This is a genomic window from Gordonia sp. NPDC003585, from assembly GCF_040610755.1.
GTDB lineage: Bacteria > Actinomycetota > Actinomycetes > Mycobacteriales > Mycobacteriaceae > Gordonia.
Genome location: NZ_JBEXMX010000035.1, coordinates 38,890 through 55,135 on the forward strand (window position 1 = coordinate 38,890; position 16,246 = coordinate 55,135).

General features: G+C 67.3%; 13 protein-coding genes. 8 read left to right on the top strand and 5 right to left on the bottom strand.

What is annotated here, in order from left to right; all coding sequences use genetic code 11:
• Positions 1-14: 14 nt before the first annotated feature.
• On the bottom strand, positions 15-3,788 hold the full coding sequence (locus ABZW74_RS11815) for a hypothetical protein (protein WP_240861995.1): 3,774 nt from the start codon (positions 3,786-3,788) through the stop codon (positions 15-17).
• A 458-nt stretch (positions 3,789-4,246) separates the two neighbouring features.
• Between ABZW74_RS11815 and ABZW74_RS11820 the strand changes: the two genes are divergently transcribed.
• The 5 genes from ABZW74_RS11820 to ABZW74_RS11840 all read left to right on the top strand — a co-directional run bounded on the left by ABZW74_RS11820 (position 4,247) and on the right by ABZW74_RS11840 (position 8,912).
• Entirely contained in the window at positions 4,247-4,693 is a 447-nt protein-coding gene (locus ABZW74_RS11820; protein WP_240861998.1) for a RidA family protein, read from the top strand.
• On the top strand, positions 4,690-5,889 hold the full coding sequence (locus ABZW74_RS11825; RefSeq protein ID WP_355276365.1) for a winged helix DNA-binding domain-containing protein: 1,200 nt from the start codon (positions 4,690-4,692) through the stop codon (positions 5,887-5,889). Before ABZW74_RS11820 ends, ABZW74_RS11825 begins: the two co-directional genes overlap by 4 nt.
• Positions 5,890-5,952: 63 nt before the next feature.
• Complete coding sequence (locus ABZW74_RS11830) at positions 5,953-6,630, top strand: DUF899 family protein (protein WP_355276367.1); 678 nt, start codon at positions 5,953-5,955, stop codon at positions 6,628-6,630.
• Between the two features lie 87 nt (positions 6,631-6,717).
• Positions 6,718-7,449: a response regulator transcription factor gene (locus tag ABZW74_RS11835; protein ID WP_240862005.1), complete on the top strand. Its 732-nt coding sequence runs from the start codon at positions 6,718-6,720 to the stop codon at positions 7,447-7,449.
• Positions 7,449-8,912 carry a HAMP domain-containing sensor histidine kinase gene (locus ABZW74_RS11840; protein ID WP_355276369.1) on the top strand — a complete coding sequence of 488 codons (1,464 nt, stop codon included), beginning with the start codon at positions 7,449-7,451 and terminating at the stop codon, positions 8,910-8,912. The genes ABZW74_RS11835 and ABZW74_RS11840 overlap by 1 nt, the downstream gene beginning before the upstream one ends.
• A 282-nt stretch (positions 8,913-9,194) precedes the next feature.
• Here the strand turns inward: ABZW74_RS11840 and ABZW74_RS11845 are convergent, their stop codons facing one another.
• Positions 9,195-10,034, bottom strand: coding sequence for a hypothetical protein (locus tag ABZW74_RS11845; RefSeq protein WP_240862010.1), 840 nt, complete (start codon positions 10,032-10,034; stop codon positions 9,195-9,197).
• Positions 10,035-10,046: 12 nt separating this feature from the next.
• Positions 10,047-11,045, bottom strand: coding sequence for a DNA adenine methylase (locus ABZW74_RS11850; protein WP_308221086.1), 999 nt, complete (start codon positions 11,043-11,045; stop codon positions 10,047-10,049).
• Positions 11,046-11,230: 185 nt separating this feature from the next.
• On the opposite strand from ABZW74_RS11850, the gene ABZW74_RS11855 reads away from it, so the two are divergent.
• Positions 11,231-11,659, top strand: a complete 429-nt coding sequence (locus ABZW74_RS11855; protein ID WP_240862014.1) for an HIT family protein — start codon at positions 11,231-11,233, stop codon at positions 11,657-11,659.
• Between the two features lie 5 nt (positions 11,660-11,664).
• On the opposite strand, the gene ABZW74_RS11860 is transcribed toward ABZW74_RS11855, so the two are convergent.
• Complete coding sequence (locus tag ABZW74_RS11860; RefSeq protein WP_240862016.1) at positions 11,665-12,522, bottom strand: alpha/beta fold hydrolase; 858 nt, start codon at positions 12,520-12,522, stop codon at positions 11,665-11,667.
• A 69-nt stretch (positions 12,523-12,591) separates the two neighbouring features.
• On the opposite strand from ABZW74_RS11860, the gene ABZW74_RS11865 reads away from it, so the two are divergent.
• Positions 12,592-13,182, top strand: a complete 591-nt coding sequence (locus tag ABZW74_RS11865; protein ID WP_240862017.1) for a TetR family transcriptional regulator — start codon at positions 12,592-12,594, stop codon at positions 13,180-13,182.
• Between the two features lie 14 nt (positions 13,183-13,196).
• Here the strand turns inward: ABZW74_RS11865 and ABZW74_RS11870 are convergent, their stop codons facing one another.
• Positions 13,197-15,308, bottom strand: a complete 2,112-nt coding sequence (locus ABZW74_RS11870; protein ID WP_240862019.1) for a DEAD/DEAH box helicase — start codon at positions 15,306-15,308, stop codon at positions 13,197-13,199.
• A gap of 146 nt (positions 15,309-15,454) precedes the next feature.
• Between ABZW74_RS11870 and ABZW74_RS11875 the strand changes: the two genes are divergently transcribed.
• Positions 15,455-16,246, top strand: a 792-nt coding sequence (locus ABZW74_RS11875) for a glycosyltransferase (protein ID WP_355276373.1), incomplete at its 3' end; no start/stop codon positions are given.

A 16,246-nucleotide genomic window follows, 5' to 3' on the forward strand; every position in this document is an offset into this window, starting at 1 on the left:
AGCGCTGATCTCGCTCAGCAACCCGCCTTGATCTCGGTGTGCGGGAGGTACGCCTCCTGCTGGCCGTCGGTGAGTGGGGGCGTGCTGTTGCAGATCCAGTGTTGGGCATCTTCGACGCGCATTGTCTGCTGGTAGACCGCGCCGGTGGTGTCGCCGCCGGTGACGATCATGTCGTCGGCGGTCGTCAGCGGCGGGAACTGCCACGTCGTGGTGGAGTCGGTGGTCGCGAGCAGCGGAAGCACCGATTGCTGATCGGACAGTTTGCCGTCGGCGCTGATGGCGAAGCTCATGAGTTCGTGGGTGGAGGTGCCCACGATCACCCGGGACGGGGCAAGCGACAGCGTCGACACATGCATGTCGGTGCGCCGGTCGATCGGCGTCGCCGGGCCCTCGCCACGGGGCAGATGCCAGGTGCTCAGATCCTTGGAGGCGACCACGAGCACATTGCCGTCGTCGGAGAACACGGCCGCGGTGACCGGTGCGACGTCGTCGATGATCGCGATCGGCTCCGCCCGCTGTGCGGCGACGTCGTAGATGTAGACGCGTTTGTCGTCGGAGGTGACGGCGAGGCGATCGCCCTGCGGGCTGAACGCGATACCGCGGATCAGGTCGGACGGGCCGCGCAGCACCGGCCCGAACGGCGTCGGCCGGTTGGGGTCGCCAGTGGTCCAGAGACGAACACTGAAATCGTCGGCGCCGGTCGCCAGGATGCCGCCACCCTCGAGGCCGGTCGGCGCGAAGGCGACCGGTGACGAATACCGGGTACCGATCTCGAGTTTGGCTGCGGCACGCGGACGCGACGGGTTGCGAATGTCCCACAACTCGACCACGCCACCGTTGTTGTTGGCCGTGGCGACTTGTGTGCCGGTGGCGTTGACGCTCACCCGCGGATGGTCGTTGACGCGACGCTGGATCGGGGTGCGCGACCGAAACGTCAGCACACCGGCATCGTTGGTCCACACGTTGAGGGTGGTGTCGACCCCGACCGTCGCCAGAATGCGGGCGTCCGCGCTCTGGCCGATACCGGTGATGGTGCCGCCGTGGTCGGGGTGTGTGGTCGACGGCAGGCTCCACACGTCGAGCGTGCCGTCGGATCTGCCGGACACCAACTCCGACCCGTCCGGACTGAACTGCGCGGAGAACGTGCGCACCGAGCCCTGTTCCGACGCGGTTTGCAGCGCCCACTGCGTGATCGGCGTGGTCGGGTTGGCGGTGTTCCACACGGTGACCGTCCCGTCGGCCCGTGCTGAGGCGAGCTGATTGCCTGCCGGACTGAAATCGATCGACCACGAGCCGGCAGTGGTGTTGGGCAACGACGTGCTGACCGGGACCGGTCGCTGCGGGTCAGCGACATTCCAGATCTGGGCGTTCGGGCTGTCGCCGGTCACCGCGAGTTGCCGGCTGTCGGGGCCGAACGTCACCGAATGGGTGATGCTCGGGAACCCGGCGATCGGGGCGCCGACGGGCACCGGCGTGGGGCCCGTTGTCCAGAGTCGCACCACCCGGTCGTCGCCGCCGCTGGCGAGCAGTCGCCCGTCCGGGCTGTACGCGAGGGTGCGCGCCGCCGCGGAATGTCCCCGCAAGACGGCCGTCTCGACCGGGGCGCCGACCGCCGGCACCGAGAAGATGGTGATGGTTCCGTCGTCCGACGACGCGGCCAGCGTGGTGCCGTCGGTCGCGAACCGCACCATGTAGACCGTCCCGTGTCCCGGCGACATCGTCGCGGCCAGCCGCGGTGCCGACGGTGTGGAGATGTCCCACAGCCGGACCGTCCCGTCCCCGCTGCCGGAGGCCAGCAGCGGCCGGGTGGGGTGAAAACTCACCGATGTCACGTACTGCCCGAACCCCGTCATCACCGCTTGCTGACGGTATCCGGCGGCGTCGGCGCTGCGTTGCCAGAGCCGAACCTCTCGATCACCGCCGGCCGACGCCAGGAACCGGCCGTCGCTGTTGAAGGCGAGGTCGTAGACCGGTCCGGTGTGGCCGGTCAGTGGGTAGGCCAGCGGGCTGGTCGCCGCGCCGCGGACGCGGCTCGTCACCGTCGGGTCGTCGGGGTAGAGGTTGTGCGCGACGAGGAGCAGTCGCGCGGCCAGCGACGGATTGGTCTGCTGCATGCTGTCGATGTGGGACAGGAGCGCTGCCCGCTCGGCCGCGTTGCGCTGCAGGGTGAGGTCGTGGGCCTGCCGCAGTCCGATGGCGGCCGTGATGGTCGACGCGACCGCCAGACCGGCGACGATGACGGCCGCGACGATCAGGAGCAGACGTCGGCGGCGCTGCTGGGCGGCCGCGGCGTCGAGGAACTCGTCGTTCTCCTTACTCAGGAGGTGCTGGTACGTGCGCCGCAACGATGTCCGATGGTGACGTGCGTCGTCCAACCGCGAGCCGGTGTAGAGGAACGACCGGCTACGACCCGAACTCACCCACGACTCGGTGTCGGCGTCGAGTTGCTGGCGCCACAGATGGGTGCCGGAGTCCGCGGCGATCCACTCCGCCAGACGCGGCCAGGCGGTGAGGACGACGTCATGTACCAACATCACCGAGTCCGTGGACACGGTCAGCAGGCGAGCCTGGGCGAAGATGTCGATGACCGACGAGACCGTCGGCGGGAAGCGGCTCGCGATCGTCGCCGGGGCGAGCGGCACGCGCAACGCGATTCCGGCCGGGCCGACGTGCACCAGACCGAGCAGCAAGGCGCGGGCCAGGTCCTGGTCACCCAGGTCGAGTGCGGCCCAGGCGGCCTCGGCGGTATCGGCGACGGCACGCGCGATGCCGCCGGTCGCGCGGTAGGCCGACAGGGTCATCCGGTTCCCGGATCGGCGCGTCCAGGTCGCCTGGAGGACGTGGGCGAGCAGCGGTAGTCGTCCGGCCCGGTCGCTGACCGTCGACGCCTCGTACAGGTCGGTGATCATCACGTCGGCCAGGCCGGATTCGATGCGGCCGCCGGCGATACGCACCGGACCGGTGATGACCTCGCGCAACTGGTTGCGCGTCATCTCGGAGACGATGACGCACCGCGACTGCCAGGCGTCGGCGAGCAACGGGAACTCCACGCACTGTTCGAAGAAGTCGGCCCGGATGCCGAGCACCACCACGGAGTCGCGCGCCAGCCTTTCCACCTCCAGCAAGGTGGAGGTCAGTGCGTCCGGTTCCAGAGAGAAGGCGTTCTCGAACTGGTCGATCACGATCACGGCCGGGCTGTCGCCGGAGTCGGCGTCGGTGGGGTCGAGGCGAATGCCCGCGGGCCCGACGGTCGCGTGACTCGGTGTCTCGAGGCGCCGGTCGCGTGCCAGGCCCGCGCGCAGGAGCGACGACTTGCCCGAACCCGACACCCCGGTGACCACGACGATCCGTGCCCCGGGACCCCGATCCGTCGCACCGCCGGGTGCCGGCTCGCAGGCAGCCGCCAAGATCGTGTCGACGAGCGTCGTGACCAGATCGTCCCGGCCGAAGAACAGAGAACTGTCCGCGGCGGTGAGCGTCGCCAGACCGGCATACGGTCGGGTGACCGGTGCGGTGGTCGCGTCGGTGTCGAGGGCCTCCTCGAGGTGACGGTCCCAGAGTTCCCGCCACTGCGGGATGCTCAGGACATCGGCCTCGCCGGCCGCGACCGCACGCGACGTCAGCCAGAGGAGAAGCGGCTCGACGGTAGCGAAGTCGCGCGGCAGGTGACGCCCATTGCGCCAGTCGCTGATGCGTTGGGCGGACGCCTTCGCGCGGGAGGCAGCAGCGCGGAGCGTGGGTCGTCCAGCTTGGACGAACAGGCGCGCCAACGCCTCACCGAAATCCACTGACCATCACCCACGACCCCGACCAACCGAACACCTGAAACTTGCAGGCTCAATCATCCGGTACGTGTCGGCGCGACGCCAATGCAGGTGACCCCGGCCACGTGGTGAGGCTGTCCTTAGTGGTGCCGATACCAGGTCAAATGACCTGATTTTGTCCGGATCCGGAACACATGCTGTCCGGTCCGGATTCTCTAATCACGTCCTGACCAGCAGCTTCATCGGGTTATCCGAGGGTGGACTGGAGACGGCCGGATGTTTGGGGTGAGCTTATGGAGCGCGTCGGGGGAGGCGCTGCGGAGGACGGACGAACGGACGACACACGGAGGTGCTTGCACCGCCTGTCGGGGGTTGTGTGTCGCACGTCGACCGCATCCGCAATGGGGGTACCGGGGCCGGAGCCGATGGGGGTCGGCCCGGTCCCGGACCACCCGCCTGCCGCACGACACTAGTCTCGAGGCATGAATTCCGAGTCGCCCGAATCCGCATCGGTAGGCCGGGTCCGCAGGCACGCATCGGCCGCACTTCCCGACGGTGGGTTCCCGTACAGCGCGACGGTCGACGCGGGACCGCTTCTCTTCACCGCCGGGATCTCTCCGTTCGACCTTTCCTTGCCAGAAGCAGCGATCGATTCACCCGGGGACGTGGTCGCCCAGACCCGTCGGTGCCTGTCGAATCTGGACGCCGTTCTCACCGAGCGGGGTGCCGGATTCGCCGACATCGCGAAACTCACCGTCTATGTCGCCGAGCATCTGCAAGCCGACCTCGCCGTCGCGTGGAACGCCGTCGTCGAGGCCTTCGGTGGTGATGTGCCACCCGCCATGATCGTGGGGGTGACCGTGCTGCCCTACGACGGTCAGGTGGTGGAGGTCGACGCCGTCGCCGCGCTCGGTGCGCGTCAGCCGTGACGTCCCGACCGCACATCGACGACGCCGAGCGTCGAACCCGGCTCATGCGTCGGCACCGACTCGCCGCGGAGAACCCGGCGGGCGGGGTGGTCGACGCCGCGGACGCGATAGTCGGGCTACACGCGACCACACCGTCGACCGTCTACCTGTCGGCGTGGGCGCGCATCCCCGACTTCGATCCGGACGACATGACCGCGGCCCTCTATACCGATCGAGTCCTCGTCAAGCAGCTCGCGATGCGGCGGACTCTGTTCGTCTTCAGCCGGCCGACGCTAGCCGACGCCATCGGCGCTGTCGGGCCACGGGTGACCGCGTCGGAGCGCACCAACATGCTGCGCGACCTCCGCCGCAGCGACAGCCCGGACGGTCCCGACCACTACGACGATCCCGACGGCTGGATCGACAAAGCGCGAGCGGCGGTGCTCGACGAGCTCGGGACGGAACCGGCACTCACGTCGACCCAACTCCGCGAGCGGCGCTCCGAGCTGGACGGCTACATCGTTCACGGCGCCGGCACGAAGTGGGCGGGCCGGGCGCCGATGGGGCCGCGAGTGCTCAACATGATGAGCGCCGCCGGCGAGATCGTGCGCGGTCCCAACGCGGCCGGCTGGCACCTGTCCCGACCGTCGTGGGTCCTCATGTCCCGATGGCTCGGCGCGCCCTTGGAGCCTGTCGACCCGGCACAAGGGCATCGCGCGATGATCGACCGTTGGTTACGCGCGTTCGGCCCGGAAACCGAGACCGATCTGGTGTGGTGGCTCGGGTCCACCAAGACCGCGGTGCGCGCCGCGCTTGCCGACCTCGATGTGGTGACCGTCGATCTCGACGGCGGTCGCGTCGGATACGTCCACGCCGACGACCTTGACCCCGACCACCCCGTCGAGCCGTGCGCGCTGCTGCTCCCGGAACTCGACCCGACCACCATGGGCCACAAGGAGCGGGACTTCTACGTCGGCGACCATGCCGCGCACGTCTTCGACACCAACGGCAATGGCGGCCAGACCGCCTGGTGGGACGGTCGGATCGTGGGCGGGTGGTCGCAGAACCCGGACGGCGCGGTCGAGGTGCATCTCCTCGAGAAGCTGCCGGCAAGCGCCCGCCGCGCCCTGGGTGAGCGCGCGGACGAACTCGCCACCTGGCTCGGCGAGGTCCGGCCGAAACCGGGCTATCCGGCGCCGTTCATGCGCAAGCGATGAGTTGGGCGTCTGCGGCTGGTCGACCACCAAGGGACCGGAAACCACTCATCGAGAGGACCCGACATGTCTGACGGAATACCCGAGGTCGTCGACCAGGAGACCTGGGCCGCGCAACTCGCCGAGTTACGTGCTCGCGAGAAGTCCGCGACCCGCGAACTGGACGCGATCGCAGCGCAACGACGCAAGATGCCGATGGTCGAGATGCCCGACTACACGCTCGTCGGCGCCGACGGTCCGGCGCGGCTCGCCGATGTCTTCGAGGGTCGTTCGCAGCTCATCGTCTACAACCACATGTGGTCGGACGGTGCCGAATTCCAATGCGGCGGTTGCACCGGCTTCACCTCACAATTCACGCGCCTCGACTTCCTCGACAACTACGACGCCCGGTTCGTCATCGTGACGGGCGGTCCGATCGATGAGGCGTTGGCGTACAAGCGCAAGGTCGGGAACCAGATGGACTGGTACTCGTCGGCCGACAGCCCGTTCGGGTCCGACGTCGATGCCGCGCCGGGTGAGGGCTTCGCAGTCAACGTGTTCCTCCGGGACGGCGACACCGTCTACCGCACCTGGCACACCTCCGGCCGCGGGACCGAGCAGCTCAGCCACAGTTTCGCGCTGATCGACGTCCTGCCGTGGGGCCGCCAGGAGGAATGGCAGGATTCGCCCGACGGCTGGCCGCAACGGCCCACCTACTCGGGCTGGCTCGACTCACCCGACGTCGCGCGACTGTACGGCACCTGACTCCAGCGACTGCATCGTCGCAGGTCAACATTCACAGGGTTCTGCCAGAGTGTCGCCAGGGCAGTGGCAGGCTCATGGGGGAGTGTGATGGATGTGAGTGAACCGGGTAGTGAGCAGCATGCAGGCAAGGGCGCCAAGATCCTCGTGGTCGACGACGAGGAGAACATTCGGCAGCTGCTGTCGGTCTCGCTGAAGTTCCAGGGCTACGAGGTCGAGACTGCCGAGAACGGTCCCGCCGCGATCGACCGGTGCCGCACCTTCAAACCCGACGCCCTCATCCTCGACGTGATGATGCCCGGCATGGACGGCTTCGGCCTCCTGCGTCGTCTCCGTGCGGATGGAATTGCCGCGCCCGCCCTGTTCCTGTCGGCCCGCGACTCGGTCGAGGACAAGATCAACGGGCTGACCATCGGCGGCGACGACTACGTGACCAAACCGTTCAGTCTCGAAGAGGTCGTCGCGCGGCTGCAGGTACTGTTGCGCCGCAGCGGGTTCGACGCCACCGAGAAGCAGGCGTCGCGAATCACCTTCGCCGACATCGAACTCGATGACGAAACCCACGAGGTGTTCAAGGCGGGCAAGCTCGTTGCGCTTTCGCCGACGGAGTTCACCCTGTTGCGGTATTTCATGGTGAATGCGGGCACGGTGTTGTCCAAGCCGCGCATCCTCGACCATGTCTGGAACTACGACTTCGGTGGTGAGGTCAACGTGGTCGAGTCCTACGTGTCCTACCTGCGCCGCAAACTCGACACCGGCGACAAACGACTGATCCACACGCTGCGCGGCGTCGGATACGTCATGCGCGAGCCGCGCGACTGATGGCCGGATCGTCGGCGGCGTCGCCCGCCCCGCTGGATGCCATTGCGGCTCGGCGGGTGCCCAAACATGGTGTTCCGCTGCGTTTCTCGTTGGTCGGGCTGATGCTCGTACTCGTTGTTCTCGGTCTTCTCGCCTCCGGTGTCGCCGTCACATCCGCGATGAAGCAAGATCTCATCGACCGCACCGACACCGGTTTGCAGAACGCCGTCAACACCTGGGCCAAACCTCGCAACCGCGAGGGTAATCCGACACCGGGACCGCCGCCCGGTCCGCGTCGTCCACCATCTCCGTACTTCGTGGTCTCCACGACGCCCGACGGAGATATCTTGTCCAGCAACGACTTCAACGACGAGCCGCAACTGAACGGCCTGCCGGACGGCAACGTCGGACCCATCACGGTCGATTCGGCCGACGGTGACGGTCCGGAATGGCGGCTGATCAAACACACCAATCCGTACGGCGAATCCATCGTTGCGATACCGCTGTCCGACGTTGATGCGACCATCTCCAGGCTCGTTGGCCTACAGCTGGCGATCGGGGCGGTCGTCGTCGTGGTCCTGGGTGTGGCCAGTTATCTGCTGGTTCGCTCGAGTCTGCGTCCGCTGCGCCGGGTCGAGGAGACGGCGCACGCCATCGCGGCCGGGAACCTGAACATGCGGGTGCCGCCTGCCGCGTCCAACACCGAGGTGGGCAGCCTGTCGGCGTCGCTGAACACGATGCTCGGCCAGATCCAGCATGCCTTCGCCGCCACCGCGGCTTCCGAACAGCAGGCCCGCGCGTCGGAGGAGAAGATGCGCAGATTCGTGGCCGACGCGAGTCATGAACTGCGCACACCCCTCACCTCGATCAAGGGATTCGCCGAACTGTACCGACAGGGCGGTGTGCCCGACGCGACAGACGCCATGCGGCGCATCGACGATGAGGCCGGCCGCATGACGCTGCTCGTGCAGGATCTGTTGGTGCTCGCGCGCCTCGACGCGCAGCGACCACTCGACGCCCAACCGGTCGACTGTCTTGCACTGGCCGCCGACGCTGTGCAAGCCGCGCGAGTGGCGGCGCCGAACCGCGACATCCGAATGCAGGTGGACGTGTCCGACGCGCCACCCATGGTGCTCGGTGACGCCCCGCGACTCGTCCAGGTGGTGCGCAACCTCGTCAACAATGCGGTGGTGCACACCCCCGACGACGCATCGATCACGGTCGGCGTCGCAGTGGACGGCGACGACGTCGTGTTGCGCGTCGCCGACACCGGCCAGGGTCTGAGCGCCGACGAGACGGGCCACGTCTTCGAGCGGTTCTACCGCGGCGACAGTTCCCGCTCACGTGGGGAAGGCGGCGGCAGTGGGATCGGACTCTCGATCGTCGCCGCACTTGTCGACGCGCATGGCGGGCGTGTTGGTGTCGACTCGGTTCCCGGTGCCGGTGCCACCTTCTGGGTTCGCCTACCTCGCCTCGACGACTGACCGGATCGTGGGCGGCCCTCAGTCTGGATTCGTGGAAGCACATCAAGCGAGTGAGCCGAAACAACTCACACCGCCCCTCCTCCGCTCCCTGAGGTGCTCGTCGAGGTCGAGCCCTACCGATGGCTGAGGTGCGAGCCTGCGAGCCTCGAAGCCCCTGGCGAGGTGAAATTGTCGTCGCGCCAAGCCCTTCGAGGATCTCGGCCAGCGCCTCGATCACCTCAGGGAGCGGAAGGAGGCTGCGTGCGTCGTCCGAGTCGTCCAGGCCCGGGAGCGATGGTGGGCTCAGATGAGTCGACGCAATTGGGCGAACTCGGTGACGTCGGCTCGGAATCGGTCGAGTCCGACGAGGGTGTACATGCCGTCGATCTGCCGGTCGGCCCACAGCTGGTGGATGCGACGAAGGTCGGATTGCCTTGACTTCCAACCGATCCCGTCGATCACGGCGAGAACGAGTTGTTTGGGCAGACGAACTTCGGCCATCTCCTCGATCTCGCGTACGGCGTCGGTGAGTTTACTGCCAGTGGAATCGAATCCCTTTGCTGCGACGACGATGTCGGCGGAATCGGGATCTCCGATGATCAGATCCGCCGGCGCGGTACGACCGTTGCGCCCGGTGAACCGCGACCGGGTGACGTAGTCGAGTCCCAGATCGCGTGCAATGTCTTCGATCTCGTCTTCGATCCGTCGGCCCGACGCGCCGGCCCGGGTCGCCGTGACCCGACTGCCTGCTCGCGCGACGAGGATGTCGGCGAAGGTGTAGGTCTTCGACATCTGGGCGCGCAGCGTTCGCACCAGGTCGAACTCGGCGTCGAGCCACGACACCAGCTCCACCGGTTGTGTGCGTGCGAGCCCGTACCATCCCGTCGTGTCGAAGCGGTCACGCAGCGCGTTCTTGAGCTTCTCCTGCGACAGCCCGACGGCGAGTCCGAGGACCGGGACGTCGGCGGGGTTGTCCCGCACCCACGCGGCCAGTCCGGTCGCATCCGCGTCGAGCAGGCCGCCCAGGCGGTCGACGGCCACCGCGATCCGCTCCGCCTCCGGGGTCGACGTCGTCGGGTCGACATGAGATGTCAACCGGCCCAACGAGTTCAGGTAGTCGGCAAAGTCGCCCGCGTCACTCATGTCGGCTGCCGGTCAGTCCCGTCCGATGAACAGGTATTCGCTGACGTCGCGTCGAGTGGCCGACGCGTGTGTGCCGAAACTGTACTTGTGGTCGATGGCGATCACCTCGACCGACGGTTTCACCTTGCCGAGCAGGTCGACGATGCGGTCGGCGCCGGGCAGGGCATTCGACGAGTAGGACAGCACGATCGCCCCCGCATCCTCGAAATGCTCGAAGGTGCGGGTGAGTGCGTCTTCGATGGTGCGTTTGTAGGCGAACGGCGTGTAGCGCTTGTGGAGCTTCTTGGTCTTGGTGTTCTCCATGATGCTCATGCCCTGCCAGTATGCGGACAGCCCCTCGAGAAAGTGGTAGCGCTTGATGTAGTCGTTGTCGTCGGTCGGTGGCGCGTAGGGCGGATCGAGGTAGACGAGATCCGGTGGCTCCGACCACCCCGTGTCGAGGTCGAAAATGTCCCCACAGACACTGCGGCTGCTGCGGCCGTTGCTGAACACCGTCGAGTTGTATTCCTCCGCGGCCCGCAGGCGGAAGTGGTCGCGCAGGCTCATCGTGAGATCGCGCCGACCGTCGCCGTAGCGCGTCGAGTCGGTGAAGGTGAAGACGCCTCGCGGTTGTTTGCGGGCCGCCGACAGGATCAGAGCCGAGATGGCGAGATCACGGCGATAGCCGCGCAAACGGTCGATGTGCGACCACGCCGAATCGAGAAAGGCGCGGTCGGCCGGCGTGAAATACAGGCCGTCGAAGGTGGTCGAGATGAAGTCGCGGTCGTCGGCGGGCGGCCCGCAGATCTCCTCGACGAGTTCCGGTTCGAGACGGACGCTCGAATTGGCCACGGTCGCACGGGTGATCAGGTGCGGGAAGTTGAGGAAGTCGTTGCTGACCACCTCGAACCCCTGCGCTTTGAGGAGATAGGACACCACCCCGGATCCGGAGAACGCGTCGACCGCCGTCGCGCCGCCGATGTCGGCGAAGGTGCGCTCGAGATGGGCGAGCAGCCGGTACTTGGACCCCATGTAGCGCAGACGCGGAAACCGCTGAGCACGCGCGACGACGTCGCTCGAACTCATGTCCCGTCCGGCGCGGGTGACCCCCCGACGCGTGAACTCTGGCCGACTCACAGGGAAAGAATCTCATGGACCCCCGACAACCTCTTGCGGACAGGCCGGTTCGACGATGCGGCGGTTCTAGACTGTCTCCCATGGCAACCGTCTTCAGCATGATCATCAACGGCGAACTACCCGGACGTTTCGTGTGGAAGGACGGCCAGGCCGTCGCATTCCTGACCATCGAGCCGGTGACGCCGGGGCACGTGCTCATTGTTCCGCGTAAAGAGGTGGACCACTGGGACCTGCTGGACACGGCGGCCTTCACCCATCTCGCCGACGTCGCGCAAACCGTGGGCCGCGCGGTCCGGCAGGCGTTCGACGCGCCGCGAATGGGCTTGCTGATCGCCGGACTCGAGGTGCCCCACGTCCACCTCCATGTGTTCCCCGCGCTCAGCATGGAGATCTTCGACCTCGCCAATGCCGACAAGAACGCAAGTCCCGAATCCCTCGACGAGGCCGCGGAGAAGATCCGCAAGGCGCTGCGCAGTCGCGGGCACGGGGAGTACGTGCCGGAGCACTGACACGCTCAGACGAACCGACGCTCGATCGCTTCTGCAATCGGCTCAGGTGCGGACTCTGTCACAAAGTGTCGTGCGCCCGACAACTCGACGACCTCGATATCGCGGAAGGCGGCGCGAACGCGCGGTAGGCACGACGACGGGCGAAACACCATGTCGCGCATGCCCCACAGCGCGAGAGCGGGCTTGTCGCCGAGCGTTTCAGGGACCGTGCGTTCGAGTTGATGAAGCAGCGGGCCGGCCGCTCGAATCTCTCGCGGCATCACGGCGAGCGCTTCTCGTGCGCCGACGGGCTGCGCGAAACGGTACTGATCGGCCTCGGCGGACGTCAGTGTGGAACCGAGTTCGCCGAGGAGAAACCTCTCGACGAGCAGGTTGTTCTCGAGAATTCGTCGGCGCGCCGGATCGCTCGACATGACGACGCTGAACGCTCTGTTCGGCAGGGCGGTGATCGGCCAGAAAGCGGTGTTGGCCAGCACAATTCCACGCACGCGATCCGCCCGGGCAGTGGCGGCGCCAAGACCGATCGGGCCGCCCCAGTCGTGGCCCATCAGTACGTAACCTTCCAGGTCCAGGTGGTCGACGACCTCGCCGAGAACTCTCGTCAACTCGGAGATGGTGTACCCGAAGTTATCGGGCCGCTCGGAACGACCAAACCCGAGATGATCAACGGCCACGCACCGAAATCTGTCGCGCAGTCTCGTCACGACATGTCGGTACAAGAAGCTCCATGTCGGAGATCCGTGACAGAACAGGATCGTCGGTCCGACACCCTCATCGATGTAGTGGACTGAGCCCGCCGACGACGCGAACCATCGCGAGGTGAACGGATAGAGATTTCGATCGGGTACGAAATCGATGCCCATTGCCACTCCTGACTATCGCTACAGATGTAGTGTTCTCTGCGTGAGACACTACACCTGTAGTATTTGGGGGTGTCCACACGATCTGGTGCCGCCGCACGACGAACGCTCATCGCAGATAGCGCTATCGAGATCATCGCCCGCGACGGCGTGCGCGCTTTGACGCACCGCGCGGTGGACAGAGAAGCTGGGATACCTCAAGGCTCGACCTCATACCATGCGAGAACGCGACGTGCCCTCCTCGAAGTCGTCGTTGGTGCGCTCGCCGAACGAACTCTGGCCGACGCCACTCGATTGGCCAGCTTCCTCGATGCGCGGTTCGAGGACTCGCAGGAGGTGAGCGTAGAGGAGTTGGCGCGCGCGCTTGGCGACCTCGTCGATTCGCTCACCTCTCGACACTCCGATATGAAGGCGCGGTTGGCGTTGATACTCGAGGTCGACGACGATGCCCTGCGCGGGCAACTGTTGGGCGATTCCGAGGTGCAGTCGGTGGGCCGACGGGTGGTCGTAAGCGCGTTGGCGGCGCGCGGTCAGACGGTCGATGACGCTCAGGCCGACGAAGTCGTCTCACTCCTCGACGCGCTTGTCTTTCAACGAACGATCGTCGGTGGAGGAACTTCGGTCGAGGCAATCATCGCGACCTACTTGAAGGGGCTCCTGTAATGCGGGACTGTGAATCACACAGTTCGGTGAATCAGCAACGGTGACACCGCGCTTGCTCCCGCTCGTCGCAGCGCCGCCGCGGCGAGAGTGATGGCCCAGCCGCTCGACGTCGCATCGACCACCAGCAGCACCGCGCGTCCGGTCACCTCGGGTGGCGGCTCACCGATCCGGTCGCGCCAGTGCGCGGCCTCGACGGCTCCGGCCGTATCGGTGGGCGGGTCACCAGGGCCCACCGGCATGACGCCGCCGCCCCGACGACCCACCTCGCGGAGATGCGCGGCGATCTTCTCCGCGAGCGTCGTGCCGGTCAGTCGCAGCGACAGGATCAGATCGGGCCGGATGCCACCCTGGCGCACCCACGACGACAGCGTCGCGACCGCGACATCGCCGAGTTCGGCCAGTGCTGCCTCGTCGCCGGATCGGGCGGCCGCCAGCAGGTCCGCCCACTCGGGAGCGTCGGCGTGGGCGAGCACCCGACCGGGCTCGGCGGCCAGGTCCGCGCTGATTCGACCGCGCGTTCCGAACGCCCCGCCGGGCCACATCTTGCGCGGTTCCAGCTCCAGAGCCGACGATCGCAGCGCGCCGGTGACCGCGCGCAGGGTCTCGGTGGCGACGTCGGCGGTCAGTGGTGAGGTCAGCTCGCCCCGGCACACAGAGCAGCGGCCGCACGCCGTGGCCTCGGGATCGTCGAGCGAGGCGATCAGCAGGCGCATCAGGCAGTCGTCGCCGGTGATGTAGGCGCGCATGATGTCGGCCTCGCGGCGTCGGACGGCGATGATGCCGTCGTAGTGCGGGGCGTCGAACTCCCACGGTTCGCCGGTGGTGCGCCACCCGTCAGTGGTCCGGTCGACCGCGCCGTCGACCGCGAGCTGCTTGAGCATGAGTTCGACGCGGGTGCGCCGGTACCCGGTGACCGCCTCGAGCGCGGGTACCGACATCGGTTCGTCGGACTCACCCAGCGCATCCAGAATCCCGTGCATGCGGGTGGGTTCCGGGATGGTGGCGGTGGCGAAGTGATCCCAGATCCGGTCGTCGGTGCGCGAGGCCAGGAGCATGACCACCGCGTCGTCGAGGGCGCGGCCGGCACGGCCCACCTGCTGGTAGTACGACACCGGCGACGGCGGTGAGCCGACATGCACGACGAAGCCGAGGTCGGGTTTGTCGTAGCCCATCCCGAGCGCCGACGTGGCGACAAGGGCCTTCACCTCGTTGCGCAGGAGTGCGTCCTCGAGCTGATGGCGGCGATCGCCGTCGAGCTTTCCGCTGTACGCCGCAACGGGATATTCCGGGCCGTGGACGGCCTTGATGGCCGTGACGAGGCGGTCGGCGTCGGCGACCGTCAGCACGTACACGATTCCCGAACCGGGCAGGGTGTCGATGTGCTGTGCCACCCAACCGTAGCGGGCGATCGGCGACATTCCGTCGATCACGTTGAGGTGCAAGGACTTACGTGCCAGGGAACCGCGCAGCACCAGGGTCTGGTCGCCGAGTTGGGCGGCGACGTCGTCGGTGACGCGCTGATTGGCGGTGGCGGTGGTGGCCAAGACCGGTGTTCCTGGGTTGAGGGTGCGCAGCACATCGGCGACGCGCCGATAGTCCGGTCGGAAATCGTGACCCCAGTCCGACACCGCATGTGCCTCGTCGATCACCAGCAGACCCAGGTTGCCGGCCAACGCGTCGAGGACCCGACGCCCGAATCCGGGGTTGGCCAGCCGCTCCGGCGAGACGAGCAGGACGTCGAGGTCACCGGCCAGTAGTTGGGTCTCCACTTCCGACCACTCACCGAAGTTCGACGAGTTCAGGGTGGCCGCCGACAACCCGCCACGCTCGGCCGCGGCCACCTGATCGCGCATGAGCGACAGCAGCGGCGACACGATCAGCGTTGGACCGCCGCCGCCGGCACGTATGACCGCGGTCGCCGACCAGTACACCGCCGACTTGCCCCAGCCGGTGGCCTGCACGACGAGGACCCGCGGACCCACCGCACCTTCGGCGGGGCCGGCGAGCGCCGTGACCGCACGCAGCTGGTCCTCCCGCAGGGCAGCGTCGGGTCCGGCGAGGCTGGTGATCACCCGGTCGGCGGCCTGACGCTGCGCGGCGGTGAGGGTTCCGGTCGCTGAGGTCATGGAGCCCAATCTAACGGCCCTCACCGACAGCGCCACCGGCAATCCATCTCCCGCCGACGATCTGTGGACAACTGCGCGAATCGCTCACAGCAAGCTGGCAGGTTCGGCGCAGAGTGGGCGAAGCCTAGGGGTCGAAAGTGGTGACCATGACAGCAGAAGCACTCCCGCGAACGGCTTCGCCAACGACGATCGTGGCCGACAGTTCGTCGCAGTTCCCGACCCTCGACATCGTGGTTCCGGTCTACAACGAGGAAGCCGACGTCGCCGATTCGGTACGACGCCTCGCCGAGCATCTCCGGACCCACGTCCCGTACACCGCCCGCATCACGGTCGCCGACAACGCGAGCACCGACGCGACGCTGGCGATCGCCGCGGCGCTCACCGAGGAGATCGACGGGCTGCGTGTGGTCCACCTCGACGAGAAGGGCCGCGGGCGCGCGCTCAACTCGGTGTGGCGGGGCAGTGACGCCGAGATCGTCGCCTACTGCGACGTCGACCTGTCGACCGACCTGAACGCACTGATGCCGCTGATCGCGCCGCTCATCTCGCGCCACTCCGACATCGCGATCGGCACCCGGCTGGCCCGGACCTCCCGCGTGGTCCGCGGACCCAAGCGCGAGTTCATCTCCCGCTCCTACAACCTGATCCTGCGAACAACGATGCGCGCCAAGTTCTCCGACGCCCAGTGCGGATTCAAGGCGATGCGCACCGACATCGCACGCGAACTGCTGCCCTACGTCGAGGACACCGGCTGGTTCTTCGACACCGAACTGCTGGTGCTCGCCGAGCGCATCGGGCTGCGGATCGCCGAGGTGCCCGTCGACTGGGTCGACGACCCGGACAGCACCGTCGACATCGTGTCCACCGCTGTAGCTGACCTCAAGGGTTGCGCCCGTGTGGGTTACGCGCTGGCCGCGGGACGACTGCCGATCGCCGAC

Excerpts from the sequence above, each read along its gene's own strand:
- ABZW74_RS11855 (WP_240862014.1), top strand. The coding sequence starts at position 11,231 with ATGGCAACCGTCTTCAGCATGATCATCAACGGCGAACTACCCGGACGT.
- ABZW74_RS11870 (WP_240862019.1), bottom strand. The coding sequence starts at position 15,308 with ATGACCTCAGCGACCGGAACCCTCACCGCCGCGCAGCGTCAGGCCGCC.
- ABZW74_RS11860 (WP_240862016.1), bottom strand. The coding sequence starts at position 12,522 with ATGGGCATCGATTTCGTACCCGATCGAAATCTCTATCCGTTCACCTCG.
- ABZW74_RS11850 (WP_308221086.1), bottom strand. The coding sequence starts at position 11,045 with ATGGGGTCCAAGTACCGGCTGCTCGCCCATCTCGAGCGCACCTTCGCC.
- ABZW74_RS11845 (WP_240862010.1), bottom strand. The coding sequence starts at position 10,034 with ATGAGTGACGCGGGCGACTTTGCCGACTACCTGAACTCGTTGGGCCGG.
- ABZW74_RS11840 (WP_355276369.1), top strand. The coding sequence starts at position 7,449 with ATGGCCGGATCGTCGGCGGCGTCGCCCGCCCCGCTGGATGCCATTGCG.
- ABZW74_RS11820 (WP_240861998.1), top strand. The coding sequence starts at position 4,247 with ATGAATTCCGAGTCGCCCGAATCCGCATCGGTAGGCCGGGTCCGCAGG.
- ABZW74_RS11830 (WP_355276367.1), top strand. The coding sequence starts at position 5,953 with ATGTCTGACGGAATACCCGAGGTCGTCGACCAGGAGACCTGGGCCGCG.
- ABZW74_RS11835 (WP_240862005.1), top strand. The coding sequence starts at position 6,718 with ATGGATGTGAGTGAACCGGGTAGTGAGCAGCATGCAGGCAAGGGCGCC.